Origin of the sequence: Cellulomonas cellasea (genome assembly GCF_006538745.1) — a bacterium.
In the GTDB taxonomy this organism is placed as follows: Bacteria; Actinomycetota; Actinomycetes; order Actinomycetales; family Cellulomonadaceae; genus Cellulomonas_A; species Cellulomonas_A cellasea.
Window position 1 is genome coordinate 149,940 of the sequence record NZ_BJLR01000025.1, and the last position, 15,505, is coordinate 165,444.

The 15,505-nt window shown below is 74.7% G+C and carries 12 protein-coding genes; 4 read left to right on the forward strand and 8 right to left on the reverse strand.

Translation table 11 applies throughout. The features are described from left to right. Positions 1-51 precede the first annotated feature (51 nt). From CCE01nite_RS13795 to CCE01nite_RS13810, 4 genes are all read right to left on the reverse strand, one after another. Positions 52-420 (reverse strand): hypothetical protein, encoded by a 369-nt coding sequence (locus CCE01nite_RS13795; protein ID WP_034631488.1) that lies wholly within the window; start codon positions 418-420, stop codon positions 52-54. Next, positions 420-791 (reverse strand): DUF948 domain-containing protein, encoded by a 372-nt coding sequence (locus tag CCE01nite_RS13800; RefSeq protein ID WP_034631486.1) that lies wholly within the window; start codon positions 789-791, stop codon positions 420-422. Before CCE01nite_RS13800 ends, CCE01nite_RS13795 begins: the two co-directional genes overlap by 1 nt. Positions 792-920: 129 nt before the next feature. After that, positions 921-1,547 carry a 30S ribosomal protein S4 gene (gene rpsD / locus CCE01nite_RS13805; protein WP_052104227.1) on the reverse strand — a complete coding sequence of 209 codons (627 nt, stop codon included), beginning with the start codon at positions 1,545-1,547 and terminating at the stop codon, positions 921-923. 227 nt (positions 1,548-1,774) lie between these two features. Beyond that, the gene (locus CCE01nite_RS13810; RefSeq protein ID WP_034631481.1) at positions 1,775-3,226 is read right to left on the reverse strand and encodes a replication-associated recombination protein A; all 1,452 of its coding nucleotides are present in this window, start codon (positions 3,224-3,226) and stop codon (positions 1,775-1,777) included. Positions 3,227-3,395: 169 nt separating this feature from the next. Between CCE01nite_RS13810 and CCE01nite_RS13815 the strand changes: the two genes are divergently transcribed. Next, a complete protein-coding gene (locus tag CCE01nite_RS13815; protein WP_034631479.1) occupies positions 3,396-5,630 on the forward strand; it encodes an MMPL family transporter in 2,235 nt (744 codons plus the stop codon). Between the two features lie 138 nt (positions 5,631-5,768). Here the strand turns inward: CCE01nite_RS13815 and aspS are convergent, their stop codons facing one another. Next, positions 5,769-7,541, reverse strand: a complete 1,773-nt coding sequence (gene aspS, locus CCE01nite_RS13820; RefSeq protein ID WP_034631478.1) for an aspartate--tRNA ligase — start codon at positions 7,539-7,541, stop codon at positions 5,769-5,771. A gap of 296 nt (positions 7,542-7,837) precedes the next feature. Then, positions 7,838-8,635 (reverse strand): MBL fold metallo-hydrolase, encoded by a 798-nt coding sequence (locus tag CCE01nite_RS13825; RefSeq protein ID WP_034631477.1) that lies wholly within the window; start codon positions 8,633-8,635, stop codon positions 7,838-7,840. Positions 8,636-8,803: 168 nt separating this feature from the next. Between CCE01nite_RS13825 and CCE01nite_RS13830 the strand changes: the two genes are divergently transcribed. From CCE01nite_RS13830 to CCE01nite_RS13840, 3 genes are all read left to right on the forward strand, one after another. Next, positions 8,804-9,583: a peptidylprolyl isomerase gene (locus CCE01nite_RS13830; protein WP_034631475.1), complete on the forward strand. Its 780-nt coding sequence runs from the start codon at positions 8,804-8,806 to the stop codon at positions 9,581-9,583. Positions 9,584-9,999: 416 nt separating this feature from the next. After that, on the forward strand, positions 10,000-11,700 hold the full coding sequence (locus tag CCE01nite_RS13835; RefSeq protein ID WP_428829502.1) for a DUF349 domain-containing protein: 1,701 nt from the start codon (positions 10,000-10,002) through the stop codon (positions 11,698-11,700). A gap of 181 nt (positions 11,701-11,881) precedes the next feature. Continuing rightward, positions 11,882-12,571, forward strand: a complete 690-nt coding sequence (locus tag CCE01nite_RS13840) for a hypothetical protein (RefSeq protein WP_052103662.1) — start codon at positions 11,882-11,884, stop codon at positions 12,569-12,571. Here CCE01nite_RS13840 and CCE01nite_RS13845 read toward each other — a convergent pair. Continuing rightward, positions 12,520-14,859 (reverse strand): RelA/SpoT family protein, encoded by a 2,340-nt coding sequence (locus tag CCE01nite_RS13845; protein WP_141372595.1) that lies wholly within the window; start codon positions 14,857-14,859, stop codon positions 12,520-12,522. The genes CCE01nite_RS13840 and CCE01nite_RS13845 overlap by 52 nt on opposite strands. Before the next feature lie 93 nt (positions 14,860-14,952). Further along, the gene (locus CCE01nite_RS13850) at positions 14,953-15,501 is read right to left on the reverse strand and encodes an adenine phosphoribosyltransferase (RefSeq protein ID WP_034626534.1); all 549 of its coding nucleotides are present in this window, start codon (positions 15,499-15,501) and stop codon (positions 14,953-14,955) included. Positions 15,502-15,505 lie beyond the last annotated feature (4 nt).

The window sequence follows — 15,505 nt, forward strand, 5'->3', positions numbered from 1 at the left end:
GGGCCCCGGTCAGTTCCGCGGGGCCGTCCGCGTCCGTCAGGAGGACGTCGGTCAGTAGAACGAGTAGGGCAGGTCCCCGTCGGCGTCGTCCGGGTCCTCGGTGGCGGGCCGGCGGTGCGCCGCGCGACGCCCGCGCGCGGCCGGCTCGGCGTCCTCCGCCGCACGGCGGCGGGCGCGCTCCTCGCGCAGCGCGTCCACGTCGACGTCGCCGACGAGGTCGTGCGTGAGCTGCTCCTCGCGCTCCGCGAGCCCCGCGAGGAACTCGGAGCGGGCGGTGCGGGCGGCCGTGGTCACCTGCTGGACGACGCCGAGGGCCTCCCCCGTGCCGGCGGGCAGGTACCCGGTCACGACGTCGCGCGCGCGCCGCACCGCCACGAGCGTCACGGTCGCGCCGACGGCGACCCAGAACAGGCGCCGCATCAGCGGGTCCTCGACGCCTTCGCGGTCGCGCCGAGCCCGGACAGCGCCCGCCGCACGCCGTAGGAGAACGCAGCGACCTTGATCATCGGGCCGCCGACCGTCGCCGCGAACAGCGACGTGAGCGCCGAGACGTTCGCGGAGACCTGCGCCGCGGACGTGGTGATCTGGTCGACGCGCTCGAGCTGGCCGTTGGTGGACGCCACGACGGCCGCGGTCTCGTCGATCACCGGGAGCGTGTGCTCGGTGACCTTGCGCAGCGACACGGTCGCCTCGTCGAAGGTCCGGCCGAGCTTCACGAGCGGCACCGCCAGGACGCCCACGAGGATGAGGAAGGCAGACGCCGCCACGATCCCTGCGATGTCTCCGAGCATGACGACCCTCCTGGAAGCGTGCGACCGGGCGCCCGCCCGATCCTGCGAAACCCTACCCGGACAGCACAGCGCCCCGCGTGCGCCGGGTTCGGCACGCGCGGGGCGCTGAGGTGCTGCGACGCGCCGGTGTCAGCGCGCGTAGTACTCGACGACGAGCTGGACCTCGCAGGTCACGGGGACCTCGGCGCGCTTGGGGTGGCGCACGAGGACCGCGCTGAGCTTCTCCAGCTGCACGTCGATGTAGCCCGGGACGGCCGGCAGGACGTCGCGGTGCGCACCGGCGGCGGCGACCTGGAACGGCACGGTCGCCTGGCTCTTCGGCTTGACCTGGAGGGTCTGGCCCGGCTTCACGCGGAACGACGGGCGGTCCACGATCTTGCCGTCGACGAGCACGTGACGGTGCACGACGACCTGGCGGGCCTGGAGGATCGTGCGGGCGAAGCCGGCACGCAGGACGAGCGCGTCGAGACGCGTCTCGAGGTTCTCGACGAGCGCCTCACCGGTCAGGCCCGGGGCCTTGCGGGCGTCCTCGTACGCACGGGCGAGCTGCTTCTCGCGGAGCGCGTACTGCGCACGCAGGCGCTGCTTCTCGCGGAGACGGACGGCGTAGTCGGACTCGGTCCGACGGCGCGCGCGGCCGTGCTCGCCCGGGGGGTAGGGACGCTTCTCGAAGTGCTTGACAGCCTTGGGCGTCAGCGCGAGGCCGAGGGCGCGCGAGAGGCGCACCTGGCGACGCGAGCGGGTCACACTGCTCACAGACGTACTTCCTGTCGTTGTAGACGTCACACCCGACGCGGAGGACTCCGGCGGGGTGGGGCCGACCTTCGGTGCGCGACCCGTGTCGGTCGCGCGGCTAAGGCCCCAGGTGGTCGTCCGGCTCGTCGGGACGGCGCGTGCTCCCCGGTCTCCCGGGCCGCACCGTGCCGTCGCCCGCCGGGCAACCTGTACAGACTAGCGGGTGCACGCCGGTGCACCCAATCGCGTCAGCCGTCGCTCGCGAGGATCGCCCGGATGCGCTCGAGCCGCTCGGACACCGACCGCTCGAAGCCGCGGTCGCTCGGCGTGTAGTACCGCGTCCCGACGAGCTCGTCGGGCAGGTACTGCTGCGCGGCGACCGCGTGCGGCGCGTCGTGCGCGTACCGGTAGCCCTTCCCGTGGCCGAGCTCCTTCGCGCCGGCGTAGTGCGCGTCGCGCAGGTGCGCTGGGACCGATCCGATCCGCCCCGCACGCACGTCCGCGAGCGCGGCGTCGATCCCGGTGTACGCCGCGTTGGACTTCGGCGCCGTCGCGAGGTGCACGACCGCCTCGGCGAGGATGATCCGCGCCTCGGGCATGCCGATGAGCGCGACGGCCTGCGCGGCGGCGACCGCGGTCTGCAGCGCGCTCGGGTCCGCCATGCCGACGTCCTCCGCGGCGGCGATGACGATGCGGCGGGCGATGAAGCGGGGGTCCTCGCCGGCCGCGATCATGCGCGCGAGGTAGTGCAGCGACGCGTCGACGTCGGACCCGCGCATCGACTTGATGAACGCGCTGATGACGTCGTAGTGCTGGTCGCCGTCGCGGTCGTAGCGCACCGCGGCGACGTCGATCGCGCGCTCCACGGTCGCGAGGTCGACGACGGCGGGTGCGGGTGCGCCCGTGGGGCCGTCGTCCGGGCGCGCGTCCTCGTCCGGGCGCTGGTCCTCGTCGGGGCGCTCGTCCTCGTCGGGGCGCTCGTCGTGGTCCGCGAGCGCCGCACCGGCCGCGGCCTCGAGGATGGTCAGCGCCTTGCGCGCGTCCCCGCCCGCGAGCCGCAGGAGGTGCTCCTCGGCATCCTCGTCGAGCGTGACCGCTCCGCCGAGCCCGCGCTCGTCGAGCACCGCTCGGCGCACGAGCGCGCGCACGTCCTCGACACCGAGCGGCTGGAGGGTCAGCAGGAGCGAGCGCGACAGCAGCGGGGAGTTCACCGAGAAGCTCGGGTTCTCGGTCGTCGCCGCGACGAGCGTGACCCAGCGGTTCTCCACGCTCGGCAGCAGCGCGTCCTGCTGGGCCTTGGTGAAACGGTGCACCTCGTCGATGAAGAGCACGGTCTCGCTGCCGTCGCCCGCGAGCCGGCGGCGGGCGTCGTCGATCACGGCGCGCACGTCCTTGACGCCCGCGGTGACCGCGGACAGCTCGACGAAGCGCCGTCCCGACGTCGCGGCGATGAGGTACGCGAGCGTCGTCTTGCCGGTCCCGGGCGGCCCCCACAGGACCACGGAGCTGGGCGCGGCGCGGCGGGAGGCCTCTCCCCCGGGCTCGACGAGGCGCCGCAGCGGCGACCCGGCGACGAGCAGGTGCCCCTGGCCGGCGACCTCGGCGAGGGTGCGCGGACGCATGCGCACCGCAAGGGGGGCACCGGCGGAGACCGTCGGCAGCCCCTGCGCGGTCGAGCTGACCGCGTCGAACAGGTCCATGGCGTCGAGCCTACGCACCGCCGCCCACGTGCCCGGCCCGCCCGACGCGCTCCCGCGGGACGGGCCCGTCCGCCGGACGCGCGCCCGGCGGGACGGTCCGGCCCCCCGAACGCGCCCACGCGGGACGCCCGGTGTGCGGTCGCGCGCGCGTTGCTGCGATGCTGACGCCGTGTTCGAGAGCCTGGGCCGCGCGATCGCCCACCACCCCCGCCTCACGGTCGCCGTCTGGCTCGTCCTGACGGTGCTGGGCTTCGGCCTCGCCGTCGTCGGCGTGCAGGGCGAGAACCTGTTCGAGCGGCTGTCGACGGGTGAGCCCGCGGTGCCCGGCTCGGACAGCTCGCGCGCGAACGAGATCCTCAGCGACTCCGACGAGCGCGGCGCGAGCCTGACCCTCGTGCTGCGCGACGTCGACCCCACGACGGTGGGCGTCGCCGAGGCGATGGCGCCCGTGCACGAGGAGCTCGCGGCCATCGAGGGTGTCGCGTCCGTGATCGACCCGCTGGTGCTGCCCCAGGGCGCGGCGAACCCGGCGGCGGCGCCGCTGATCGCGCAGGACGGCAGCGGGTTCCTCGTCGTCGTCGAGCTCGAGCCCGGGCTGGGCGAGGCCGCGCAGGACGAGGCGCTCGGGTCCGTCGAGCGCACGCTCGACGGCGTCCCCGCGGTGCTCGAGCCGGTCGCGCCCGGCGCGAGCGGGCTGGTCGGCGGGACGTCGCTCATCGTCGAGGCGATCACGAGCCAGGTCGAGGAGGACCTGGCGACGGGCGAGACGATCGCGCTGCCGGTCGCGCTCGTCATCATGGTGCTCGTCTTCGGCGGCTTCCTCGCGGCGTCGATGCCGATGGTGGGGGCGATCGCGTCGATCGCGGGCGGGCTCGGCGCACTCCTCGGGTTCTCCTACGTGCTCGACCTCGACTCGTCCGTGGTCAACGTCGTGACGATCCTGGGGCTCGGGCTCTCGATCGACTACGGGCTGCTGATCGTGTCCCGGTTCCGCGAGGAGCTGCACCACCTCGTCGACGAGGACGGCGGTGCCGGCGCGCGTCGGCGGCGCGGCGACGGCGCCGTGGTGACCGCCCTGACCCGCACGATGTCGACGGCGGGCCGGACGGTCGCGTTCTCCGCGGTCACGGTCGCGATCTCGATCGCGGGGCTGCTCGCGTTCCGACCCGACATCCTGCGGGCGTTCGGCGCGGCCGGTGTCGCGGTCATCGTCGTGGCGGTCGCGACCGCGCTCTCGCTCGTGCCGGCGATGCTCGTGCTGTTCGGCCGCCGGCTGGTGCGCCCCGGGCTCGTCTCGCGCGTCCCGGGGCTGCGGGGGCTGCTCGCGCGCACCGCGGACGTGCAGTCGGAGGAGGGCGTCTTCTCGCGCCTCGCGACCCGCGTCCAGCGCCACCCCTGGGTCGTGATGCTCGGGTCGGTCGCGCTGCTCGGGGTGCTCGCCCTGCCGCTCACCCAGCTCGAGCTGCGCAACTCCACGACGCAGCTGCTGCCGTCGGGCACGACCCAGCGCGAGTACGTCGAGGCGCTCGCCGACGACTACCCCGCCGCGTCCTCGCCGGGGGTGATCGTGGTCGCCGAGACGTCGCTCGAGGCCGCGACGGCGTGGGCCGCGTCGATCGCGGAGCTCGACGACGTCGCCGGCGTCGACCCGCCGTCACCGAGCGGCGCGCACGTCGTGATCGGCGTCCGGCCGGACACCGACGACCCCGGCGACGAGGTGGCCCGCGGCGTCGTCACCCAGATCCGGGACCTGGACGCCGACTTCCCGGTCCTCGTCACGGGCCAGGCCGCGGGCCAGATGGACTTCGCGGACTCGCTCGTCGAGCGCCTGCCGTGGGCCGCGGGCATCGTCGCCGTCGCGAGCCTCGTGCTGCTGTTCCTCATGACGGGCTCGGTCGTGATCCCCGTCAAGGCGCTGCTGACGAACCTGCTGTCGATCGCCGCGTCGCTGGGCGTGCTCGTCTGGGTGTTCCAGGACGGTCACCTGTCGGGGCTCATCGGCTTCGTGTCGACCGGGGGCATCGAGACATACGTGCTCGCGCTCGTCGTGGCGTTCGCGTTCGGGCTCGCGATGGACTACGAGGTCTTCCTGCTCTCGCGCATCAAGGAGCTGCACGACGCGGGGCTGCCGAACGACGAGGCGGTGCGGCTCGGCCTGCAGCGCTCGGGGCGCATCATCACGTCTGCGGCGGCGATCATCATCGTCGTGTTCGCGGGCTTCGTCGCCGGCAAGCTCCTCGTGATCAAGGAGGTCGGCTTCGCCCTCGCGGTCGCGGTGCTCATCGACGCGACCGTGGTGCGCCTGCTGCTCGTCCCCGCGACCATGACGATCCTCGGGCGCGCGAACTGGTGGGCGCCGGGCTTCCTCAAGCGCCTGCACGCGCGCGTCGGACTGGACCACTGACCGGTCGCACCGGTCCCCGGGGCGCACCCGCCGGTGCGCCCCGGACGCGCGACCCGTAGTCCTGCACGACGAAGGGCAGCGCCCGCACCGGTCGCCCGGCGGGCCGCTGCCCCTCTCGCTGCGCCGACGGCGCCGTGCTCACTCCGCGGGCGGCGCGGCCTTCGGCTTCGCGTCGACGCCGGCCTCGCGGCGCTGGGCCGCGGTGATCGGGGCCGGCGCGCCGGTCAGCGGGTCGTAGCCGCCCCCGGACTTCGGGAAGGCGATGACGTCGCGGATCGACTCGGAGCGCGTGAGCAGCGCGACGATCCGGTCCCACCCGAACGCGATCCCGCCGTGCGGCGGCGCGCCGAACTGGAACGCGTCGAGCAAGAACCCGAACTTCTCCTGGGCCTCCTCCTCGCCGATCCCCATGATCCGGAAGACGCGCTCCTGCACGTCGCGGCGGTGGATACGGATGGACCCGCCGCCGATCTCGTTGCCGTTGCACACGATGTCGTAGGCGTACGCGAGGGCCTGGCCCGGGTCCTCCTCGAACCGGTCGAGCCACTCGGGCGTCGGCGACGTGAACGCGTGGTGCACCGCGGTCCAGGCGCCTTCGCCGACCGCGACGTCGTCGTCCTCGCCCGTGGGCTTGAACAGCGGCGCGTCGACGACCCAGACGAAGTTCCACGCGTCCTCGTCGATGAGCCCGCCGCGGCGGCCGATCTCGAGCCGCGCGGCACCGAGGAGCGCCCGGGCGTCGGAGACCTTGCCCGCGGCGAAGAACACCGCGTCGCCCGGGCTCGCGCCCACGGCGGCGACCAGGCCCGCGCGCTCGTCCTCGGACAGGTTCTTGGCGACGGGACCGCCGAGCTCGCCGTCCTCGCCGACGGTGACGTACGCCAGGCCCTTGGCCCCGCGCTGCTTGGCCCACTCCTGCCACGCGTCGAACCCGCGGCGCGGCGTCGAGGCCCCGCCCGGCTGGACGACCGCGCCGACGTACGGGGCTTGGAACACCCGGAAGGGCGTCTGCTTGAAGTAGTCGGTCAGCTCGACGAGCTCGAGCCCGAAGCGCAGGTCGGGCTTGTCCGAGCCGTAGCGCGCCATCGCGTCGGCGAACGTCATGCGCGGGATCGGCGTCGGGACCGTGTACCCGATGAGGTCCCACAGCGCGACGAGGATCTTCTCCCCCAGCGCGATGACGTCGTCCTGCTCGACGAAGCTCATCTCGACGTCGAGCTGCGTGAACTCCGGCTGCCGGTCCGCGCGGAAGTCCTCGTCGCGGTAGCAGCGGGCGATCTGGTAGTACCGCTCGAGGCCGGCGACCATGAGCAGCTGCTTGAACAGCTGCGGGGACTGCGGCAGCGCGTACCACGAGCCGGGCGCGAGGCGCGCGGGCACCACGAAGTCGCGGGCGCCCTCGGGCGTCGAGCGGGTCAGCGTCGGGGTCTCGACCTCGACGAAGTCCTCGGCGTCGAGCACGCGGCGCGCCGCCTGGTTCGCCTGCGAGCGCAGCCGCAGCGCGCGGGCGGGGGCGGGACGACGCAGGTCGAGGTACCGGTGCTTGAGGCGCGCCTCCTCGCCGATCGTCTCGTCGAGCGCGGACGACACCTGGAACGGCAGCGGCGCGGACTCGTTGAGGACGACGACCTGCTGCGCGACGACCTCGACCTCGCCGGTCGCGAGGTGCGCGTTCTCGTTGCCCTCGGGCCGGCGCCCGACCTCGCCCGTCACCTGCAGGACGTACTCGTTGCGCAGCCCGTGCGCGACCTGCTCGTCGCGGATCACGACCTGGGCGATGCCGCTCGCGTCGCGCAGGTCGATGAAGGCCACCCCACCGTGGTCGCGGCGCCGGTCCACCCACCCGGTGAGGGTGACGGTCGTACCGATGTGCTCGGCTCGCAGGGAGCCGGCGGAGTGGGTGCGGAGCACGAGAGGGTCCTTCCGGGACGTCCAGGGGATGGCGCCGCGCGGGCGCCCGGACGAGTCTAGTGGGGCAGGCCCGGGCGACGGCCTCCTGATTCCGGGCGCACCCGGTTGCGGGGGCGCTGCCGCGGGGTGAGGCTCGGGGGATGGCGACCTCCGCGCGCGTCCCCGCTGCCGGGCCCGTCCTGGCCGTGGGTGCCCGCACGCACGGCTCGGCCCCGCCGACGCCCCGGAGCACCGTGCCGTGGTGCGCGACCTCGCGCCCGCGCACCTGAGCTGAGCGGCGCGTGCGACGGGGGGTGTCAGCGGGCCAGGTACGGGTTGCCGGCGAGCTCGGCCGCGACCCGGCTGGTCGGCCCGTGCCCGGGCAGGACGACGGTGTGCGGCGGGAGCGCCGCGACGACGTCCCGCAGCGTCACGGCCATCACGGCGTCGTCGCCGCCCGGCAGGTCGGTGCGGCCGATCGTCCCGGCGAACAGCACGTCCCCCGTGAGCGCGACCAGGTCGCCGCCCGCGGCTGCCGGCGCAGCGGAGTCGGTCGTCCCTGCGTTCCCGGCGCGCGCAGCCGGAGCGCCGTCGACCGCGTCGGGCACCGCGCCGAGCAGGTACAGCGTCGACCCCTGGGTGTGCCCGGGGGCGTGCCGCGCGACGACCCGCACGCCGCCCAGCGCGAGCACCACGTCCGCGCTGCGGCCGCCCTCCCCCGCCGCGCCGCCGAACGGCTCGACCCGCTCCGGGCGCCGGTAGGACTCGGGCCGTGCGCCGGCCGACGCGAGGGCCTGCGCGAGCGGGCCGCCCGGGTCGTGGGAGGCTCCGAGCCCGAGCGTGCCGAAGGGGTCATCGAGCCGGTAGGCGTCCGCCGCGTGCAGGTGCACCGGCACGTCGAACGCCTCGGACAGCTCGGCCGCGTCCCAGGTGTGGTCGACGTGCCCGTGCGTCGCGAGCACCGCGACGCAGCGCAGGCCGCGCCCGGTCACCGCGTCGCGCACGGGGCCCGCGACGCCCGCACCCGCGTCGACCACGACGCACGTGCCGTCGTCGGCCACGACGACGTAGCAGTTGGTGCCGAACACGGGGGCGACGACGGTGAGGATCTGCACGTCACCACGGTAGCGGCGCGGTTCCGAGACCAGACCGTGACCTTCGGCGCCCCGGCACGACGCGCCGCGTGGCGAACGCGCGGTGTCCCCTGCCTAGACTGTCGGAGGTCCAGAGTGCGACGCGGCAGGCCACAGCGTCAGCCGGTCGCCCGTCGTCGAGGAGTCTGCGTGTCGTCCAGCAAGCGCGAGCGTGAGTACGAGCGTCGCCGTTACGAGAAGTGGCAGCAGCGTCAGGCCGCGAACCGCGAGCGTCGACGCAGGGTGATCGCCATCTCGCTCGTCGGTGTCCTCGTGCTCGGGCTCGGAGTCGTGTCCGCCGTGATCCTCACCCGCCGCGATGCCACCGCGGACGCCTCGCCGACCGCGACGGGGTCGCCCGCGCCCGAGGCCTCGGCCAGCGCGCTGCCCGCGCGGACCGGCAACGGCGGGGTCGTGCCCGACCCCGCGGCCGCGGAGGCCCGGACCTGGACCGGCGCCGTCACGCTGAACACCGGCGCGGTCGGCATCGAGCTCGACGGCGCCGCGGCCCCGCAGGCCGTCGCGAACTTCGTGACGCTCGCGCGCGAGGGCTACTTCGACGGTACGAAGTGCCACCGGCTCGTGACCGAGGGCATCAAGGTGCTGCAGTGCGGCGACCCGACCGCGACCGGCACGGGCGGCCCGGGCTACACCTGGGGACCGATCGAGAACGCCCCGGCGGACGACGTCTACCCCGCGGGCACGATCGCGATGGCCCGCGTCGGCGGCAGCGGCGAGTCCATGGGCAGCCAGTTCTTCCTCGTCTACGAGGACTCGACCATCCCGTCCGACGCAGCGGGCGGGTACACGGTGTTCGGCCGCATCACCTCCGGACTGGACGTGGTGCAGGCAATCGCTGACGGCGGGATCGGTGCCGACGGAACGGCACCGGCCTCCGACGTCATCATCGAGGGAGTGGAGACCCAGTGACCGAGAACCCGGCTGCCCGGCAGCCCGAGACCGACGACGTCGCGGAGTCCACACCACCGGAGGGCGTCGAGCCCGCCGCCGAGGACATCGCGTCCGGCGGCGGCGAGGAGCTCGACGCGCAGATCGCGGCGGACATCGCCGACGCCGGCGAGTTCCAGGCGGCCCCGGCCCTCGAGGACGCCGTGCCCGACGAGGAGCTCGTCGCCGACGACGCGGCGACCGCGGCAGAGACGACGCCCGAGACGGCCCCGGACGAGCCCGCGGGGGCCGACACCAGCGTGACCGCGCCCGACGAGGCTCCGGCCGACGACGTGGCTCCCGTCGACCAGGCTCCTGCCCCCGTCGACGAGGCTCCTGCCGCCGACGAGGTGACTCCCGCCGACGACGTCGCTCCGGCCGACGCCGAGCCGAGCCCGGTGGACGACGCCGCACCCGACGCGGCACCGGACGACGCGACAGGCGAGGCTCCGGCCGCCACCGAGCCGGCGGACGAGGTCACGGGCTCCGACGAGAGCGTGGACGAGGCGTCGGCAGCTGCCGACACCGAGTCCCGCCCGGCGACCGACGCCGAGGCGACGGATGACGTCGCGCCCGCGGACGAGGCGTCCTCCGATGTCGCGTCGACCGACCAGACCACCGTCGACGAGACGGCCGAGGCCCCGACGCCCGATGCCGCGCCCGCGGAGGAGGGCGACACCGAGGCATCCGCGGGTGCCTCGGCGCCCCGTCCGACGCCCCGCCCCGTGCCGCGTCCCGTCCCGCGCCCGTCGGCGCGCCCGGTCGCCGTCCCCCAGGCCGGGGCGCCTGCCGGTGCTCCCGCCGTCCCCGCGGCCGTCGTGCCCCCGCAGGACGCCGCCGAGGCCGCGCACGCCGCGACCTTCGGCCGGGTCGACGAGGACGGCACGGTCTACGTCCGCGAGGAGTCGGGCGAGCGCGTGGTCGGGCAGTTCCCGGGCGCCGGTCACGACGAGGCGCTCGCCCTCTACGTGCGCCGGTTCCTCGACCTGCAGGCCAAGGTCGTGCTGTTCGAGGCCCGCCTCGGCGCCACGGACCTCGCGGTCAAGGAGATCGACCAGACGCTCGCGAAGCTGACCGACGAGCTCGCCGAGCCCGCCGCAGTGGGCGACCTCGCCGCGCTGCGTGCGCGCCTCGACGCGCTGCGGGGTGTCGCTGCGGAGCGTCGGGCGGCAGCCGAGGCCGAGCGGGCCGCGGCGCGCGAGGCGGCGGTGGCGTCGCGGACGGCGATCGTCGAGCAGGCCGAGAAGATCGCGGCGACCGACCCGAGCCGCATCCAGTGGCGGCCCGCCGGTGAGCAGCTGCGCCTGCTGCTCGACCAGTGGAAGGACGCGCAGCGCAATGGCCCGCGCCTGGACCGGCCGACCGAGGAGTCGCTGTGGAAGCGGTTCAGCCACGCGCGCACGACGTTCGACCGTGAGCGCCGGCACTTCTTCGCCGAGCTCGAGTCGCGCAACGCCGGTGCGAAGGCGGCCAAGGAGGCGCTCGTCCGCGAGGCCGAGGCCCTGGCGACGAGCACCGACTGGGGTGCGACCGCAGGTGCGTACCGCGACCTGATGACGCGCTGGAAGGCCGCCGGCCGTGCGAGCCGGTCGGACGACGACGCGCTGTGGGCCCGCTTCCGCAGCGCCCAGGACGCGTTCTTCGCCGCGCGCGACGCCGCGTCAGCCGCGACCGACACCGAGTTCCGCGCGAACCTCGAGGTCAAGGAGGCGCTCCTCGCCGAGGCCGAGCGCCTCGTCCCGGTCACGGACCTGCGTGCCGCGAAGGCGGCGCTGCGCAGCCTCCAGGACCGCTGGGAGTCCGCCGGCAAGGTGCCGCGCGCCGACGTGCAGCGCGTCGAGGCGCGCATGCGGGCGGTCGAGACGGCCGTGCGCGACGCCGAGCAGAGCGACTGGCGCCGGAGCAACCCCGAGACGCGCGCGCGGGCCGAGGGCGCGGCGGCGCAGCTCGAGGCGGCGATCGCCGGTCTCGAGGACGACCTCGCCAAGGCGCAGGCGAAGGGCGACCAGCGCCGGATCCGCGAGGCGCAGGCCGCGCTCGACGCCCGGCGCTCCTGGCTCGAGCAGGTCCAGCGCGCCGCGCAGGACGCGCGCGGCTGAGCGAGCCTCGACGGGGCGGTGCGGGCGTCGGCCCGCACCGCCCCGTCGGCGCGTCCGCCCCCGTCGCCGTCGATTGCCGAGGCTGTGACGGGCGGCGGGCGGCGGGCGGCCGGCGGCCGGCGGCCGGCGGACCCTGTGCACGGTCCGCACGGCCGGTCGCCCGTGGGGCCATGCTGGCGCGATGCGCCCCGCACCGTGGATGCCCCGCCCCGCTCCGCCCCTGCCGCTCGAGCTGCGCCCGTCGAACGTCGGCCCCCTCACCCACCGCACGCTTGTGCGTGACGGCGTAGCTCACGTCGTCTGGGGCGACCTCGCGGTGCCCGCCGACGTCCCCGTGGGCCCGCGGCTGCGCGCCGCAGCGTTCCGCGGGCTCGTGCCGGCGCGGGCCGTCGTCGGTCGGCGGTCGGCCGTCTGGGTGCACACCGGGGAGCACACACCGCGGCGCGTCGACGTCCTCGTCGGCCCACGGAGCCGGCGCCCGGACCCCCACCCGCGCCGCACGACGCACGAGTGCGCGCTGCCCGAGGCCGACGTGGTCGACCTCGGTGGCGTGCGCGTGACGACGGTCCAGCGCACCGGTCTCGACGTGGCCCGCTGGTTCCCGGCCGAGGAGGCGTCCACGCTGCTCGGCTCGCTGCTGCGCGCCGGCTTCGACCCGGTGCACGCCCGGACGGACCTCGCGCGGCTGCACGGCTACGCCGGGACCCTCGCCGCGGCGGACCTGCTCGCGTCGCTGGCTCCCACCACCCCGGGACCGCGACCGCAGGACCGGGCGGCGCAGGCTCCGCCGCCGAGCCCCGGGACCGCGCACGCGCCGCGTCAGGCGCGGATCGCAGGCTCCTCGGACGCCTTGGCGCCCGTGATCCGGTAGACGTCGAAGACGCCCTCGACCTTGCGGACCGCCCCGAGCACCGACGCGAGGTGCGAGGGCTCGGCCATCTCGAACACGAAGCGCGACATCGCCACGCGGTCGCGCGATGTCGACACCGAGGCGGACAGGATGTTGACGTGGTGGTCGGACAGCACGCGCGTGACGTCCGAGAGAAGCCGGCTGCGGTCGAGCGCCTCGACCTGGATCTGGACGAGGAACAGCGCGCTGCTCCCCTGGGTCCAGCTCACGTCGACGATCCGCTCGGGCTGCTGGCGCAGGCCGTCGACGTTGATGCAGTCGGTCCGGTGCACGCTCACACCGGCGCCGCGCGTGACGAACCCGATGATCTCGTCGCCGGGGACCGGGGTGCAGCACTTCGCGAGCTTGACCCAGATGTCGTCGACGCCCTTGACCACGACGCCGGGGTCGCCCGTGCGGATGCGGCGCGCGGTGTGGCCGGGCCGCGCGGTCTCGGCGAGGTCCTCCTCGGCGCCCGGCTCCCCGCCCATCGACTGCACGAGCCGCTGGACGACGTTCGCGGCGGACACCTGGCCCTCGCCGATGGCCGCGTACAGCGAGGACACGTCGGCGTAGCGCATCTCGTTCGCAAGGCCCACGAGGGACTCGTGCGACAGCAGGCGCTGGATCGGCAGGTTCTGCTTGCGCATCGCCTTCGCGATCGCGTCCTTGCCCTGCTCGATGGCCTCCTCGCGGCGCTCCTTCGAGAACCACTGCCGGATCTTGTTGCGCGCGCGGGGGCTCTTGACGAAGCCCATCCAGTCCCGGCTCGGACCCGCGGTCTCGGACTTCGACGTGAAGACGTCGACCACGTCGCCGTTCTCGAGCGCCGAGTCCAGCGGCACGAGGCGGCCGTTCACGCGCGCGCCCATCGTGCGGTGCCCGACCTCGGTGTGCACCGCGTACGCGAAGTCGACCGGCGTCGACCCGGCGGGCAGCGAGATCACGTCGCCCTTCGGGGTGAACACGTAGACCTCGGCGCCGGCGATCTCGAAGCGCAGCGAGTCGAGGAACTCGCTCGGGTCCGCGGTCTCCTTCTGCCAGTCGACGAGCTGGCGCAGCCAGGTCATGTCGTTGCCCGCCGCGTCCGTGGCGGCCGGCTGGTTCTTGGCGTTCTCCTTGTACTTCCAGTGCGCGGCGACGCCGTACTCCGCGCGGCGGTGCATGTCGTGCGTGCGGATCTGGATCTCGACGGGCTTGCCGCCGGGGCCGATCACGGTCGTGTGCAGCGACTGGTAGAGGTTGAACTTGGGCATCGCGATGTAGTCCTTGAACCGGCCCGGGACCGGGTTCCACCGCGCGTGCAGCGCGCCGAGCGCCGCGTAGCAGTCCCGCACCGAGTCGACCAGGACGCGCACGCCGACGAGGTCGTAGATGTCCGCGAAGTCGCGGCCGCGGACGATCATCTTCTGGTAGATCGAGTAGTAGTGCTTCGGCCGGCCCGAGACCGTCGCCTTGATCTTCGAGGTCCGCAGGTCCGCGCCGACCTGGTCGCGCACGACCGCCAGGTACTCCTCGCGTGCCGGCGCCCGCTCGGCGACGAGGTGCACGATCTCGTCGTAGACCTTCGGGTAGAGCGTCGCGAACGACAGGTCCTCGAGCTCCCACTTGATCGTGTTCATGCCGAGCCGGTGCGCGAGCGGGGCGTAGATCTCGAGCGTCTCGCGGGCCTTGCGCTCGGCGGACCCCGACGCGACGAACTTCCAGGTCCGCGCGTTGTGCAGCCGGTCGGCGAGCTTGATGACGAGCACGCGGATGTCGCGCGACATCGCCACGACCATCTTGCGGACGGTCTCGGCCTGCGCCGCGTCGCCGTACGTCACCTTGTCGAGCTTCGTGACGCCGTCGACGAGCATCGCGATCTCGGGACCGAACTCGGTGCGGAGCTGGTCGAGCGAGTACTCGGTGTCCTCGACGGTGTCGTGCAGCAGCGCAGCCGCGAGGGTCGGCGGCGTCATGCCGAGGTCGGCGAGGATCGTCGCGACGGCGACGGGGTGGGTGATGTACGGGTCGCCGCTCTTGCGCATCTGGCCGCGGTGGGCGCGCTCGGCCACGACGTACGCCTGCTCGATGACCCCGAGGTCGGCCTTGGGGTGGTTGGTGCGGATCGCCTGCAGCAACGGCTCGAGCGCGGGTGACGTCCCCGGGCCGCGTGTGCCGAAGCGCGCGAGCCGCGAGCGGACGCGGCCGCCCGCGAAGACCTCCCCGGGCGCCGTCGGCGGCTCCTGGCGTGCTTCGTCGGTCACCGCACACCCCCTCCCCGCGCCCATCCGGCGGGCGCCCGTCGGGTCGGCGCCCGGTGCGAGGGCGCGGCCCGCCGGGTCCCCACCGACCCGATCCGTGAAGTGTACGGCGGGACGGGCTCAGCTCACGCCGAGCAGCGCCTCGACACGGCGGCCGTGCAGGCGCGCGCGCCCGCCGAGGAACTCGAGGTCGACGAGGAACGTCAGGCCGACGACCTCGGCGCCGCAGCCCTCGAGCAGCTCGACCGTCGCGGCGGCCGTCCCGCCGGTCGCCAGGACGTCGTCGACCACGAGCACCCGCGACCCGGCGGGGATGTCCGCCGGGTGGAGCTCGACCGTCGCGGTGCCGTACTCGAGGCTGTACTCGCGCGAGACCGTGGGGCCGGGCAGCTTGCCGGCCTTGCGCACCGGCACGAAGCCCGCGCCGAGCGCCACGGCGACCGGGGCCGCGAACATGAACCCGCGCGCCTCCATGCCGACGACGAGGTCCACCGGGCCGTCGACGCGCGCGGCCATCTCGGCGACGACCGCCGAGAAGGCCGCCGCGTCGGCGAGCACCGGGGTGATGTCCTTGAAGCCCACACCCGGGGTCGGGAAGTCCGGGACGTCACGGATGAGCTCCGTGATGCGTGCGAGCAGCGCGGGGCCGGTGAGGTCGACCGACGTCATCCGG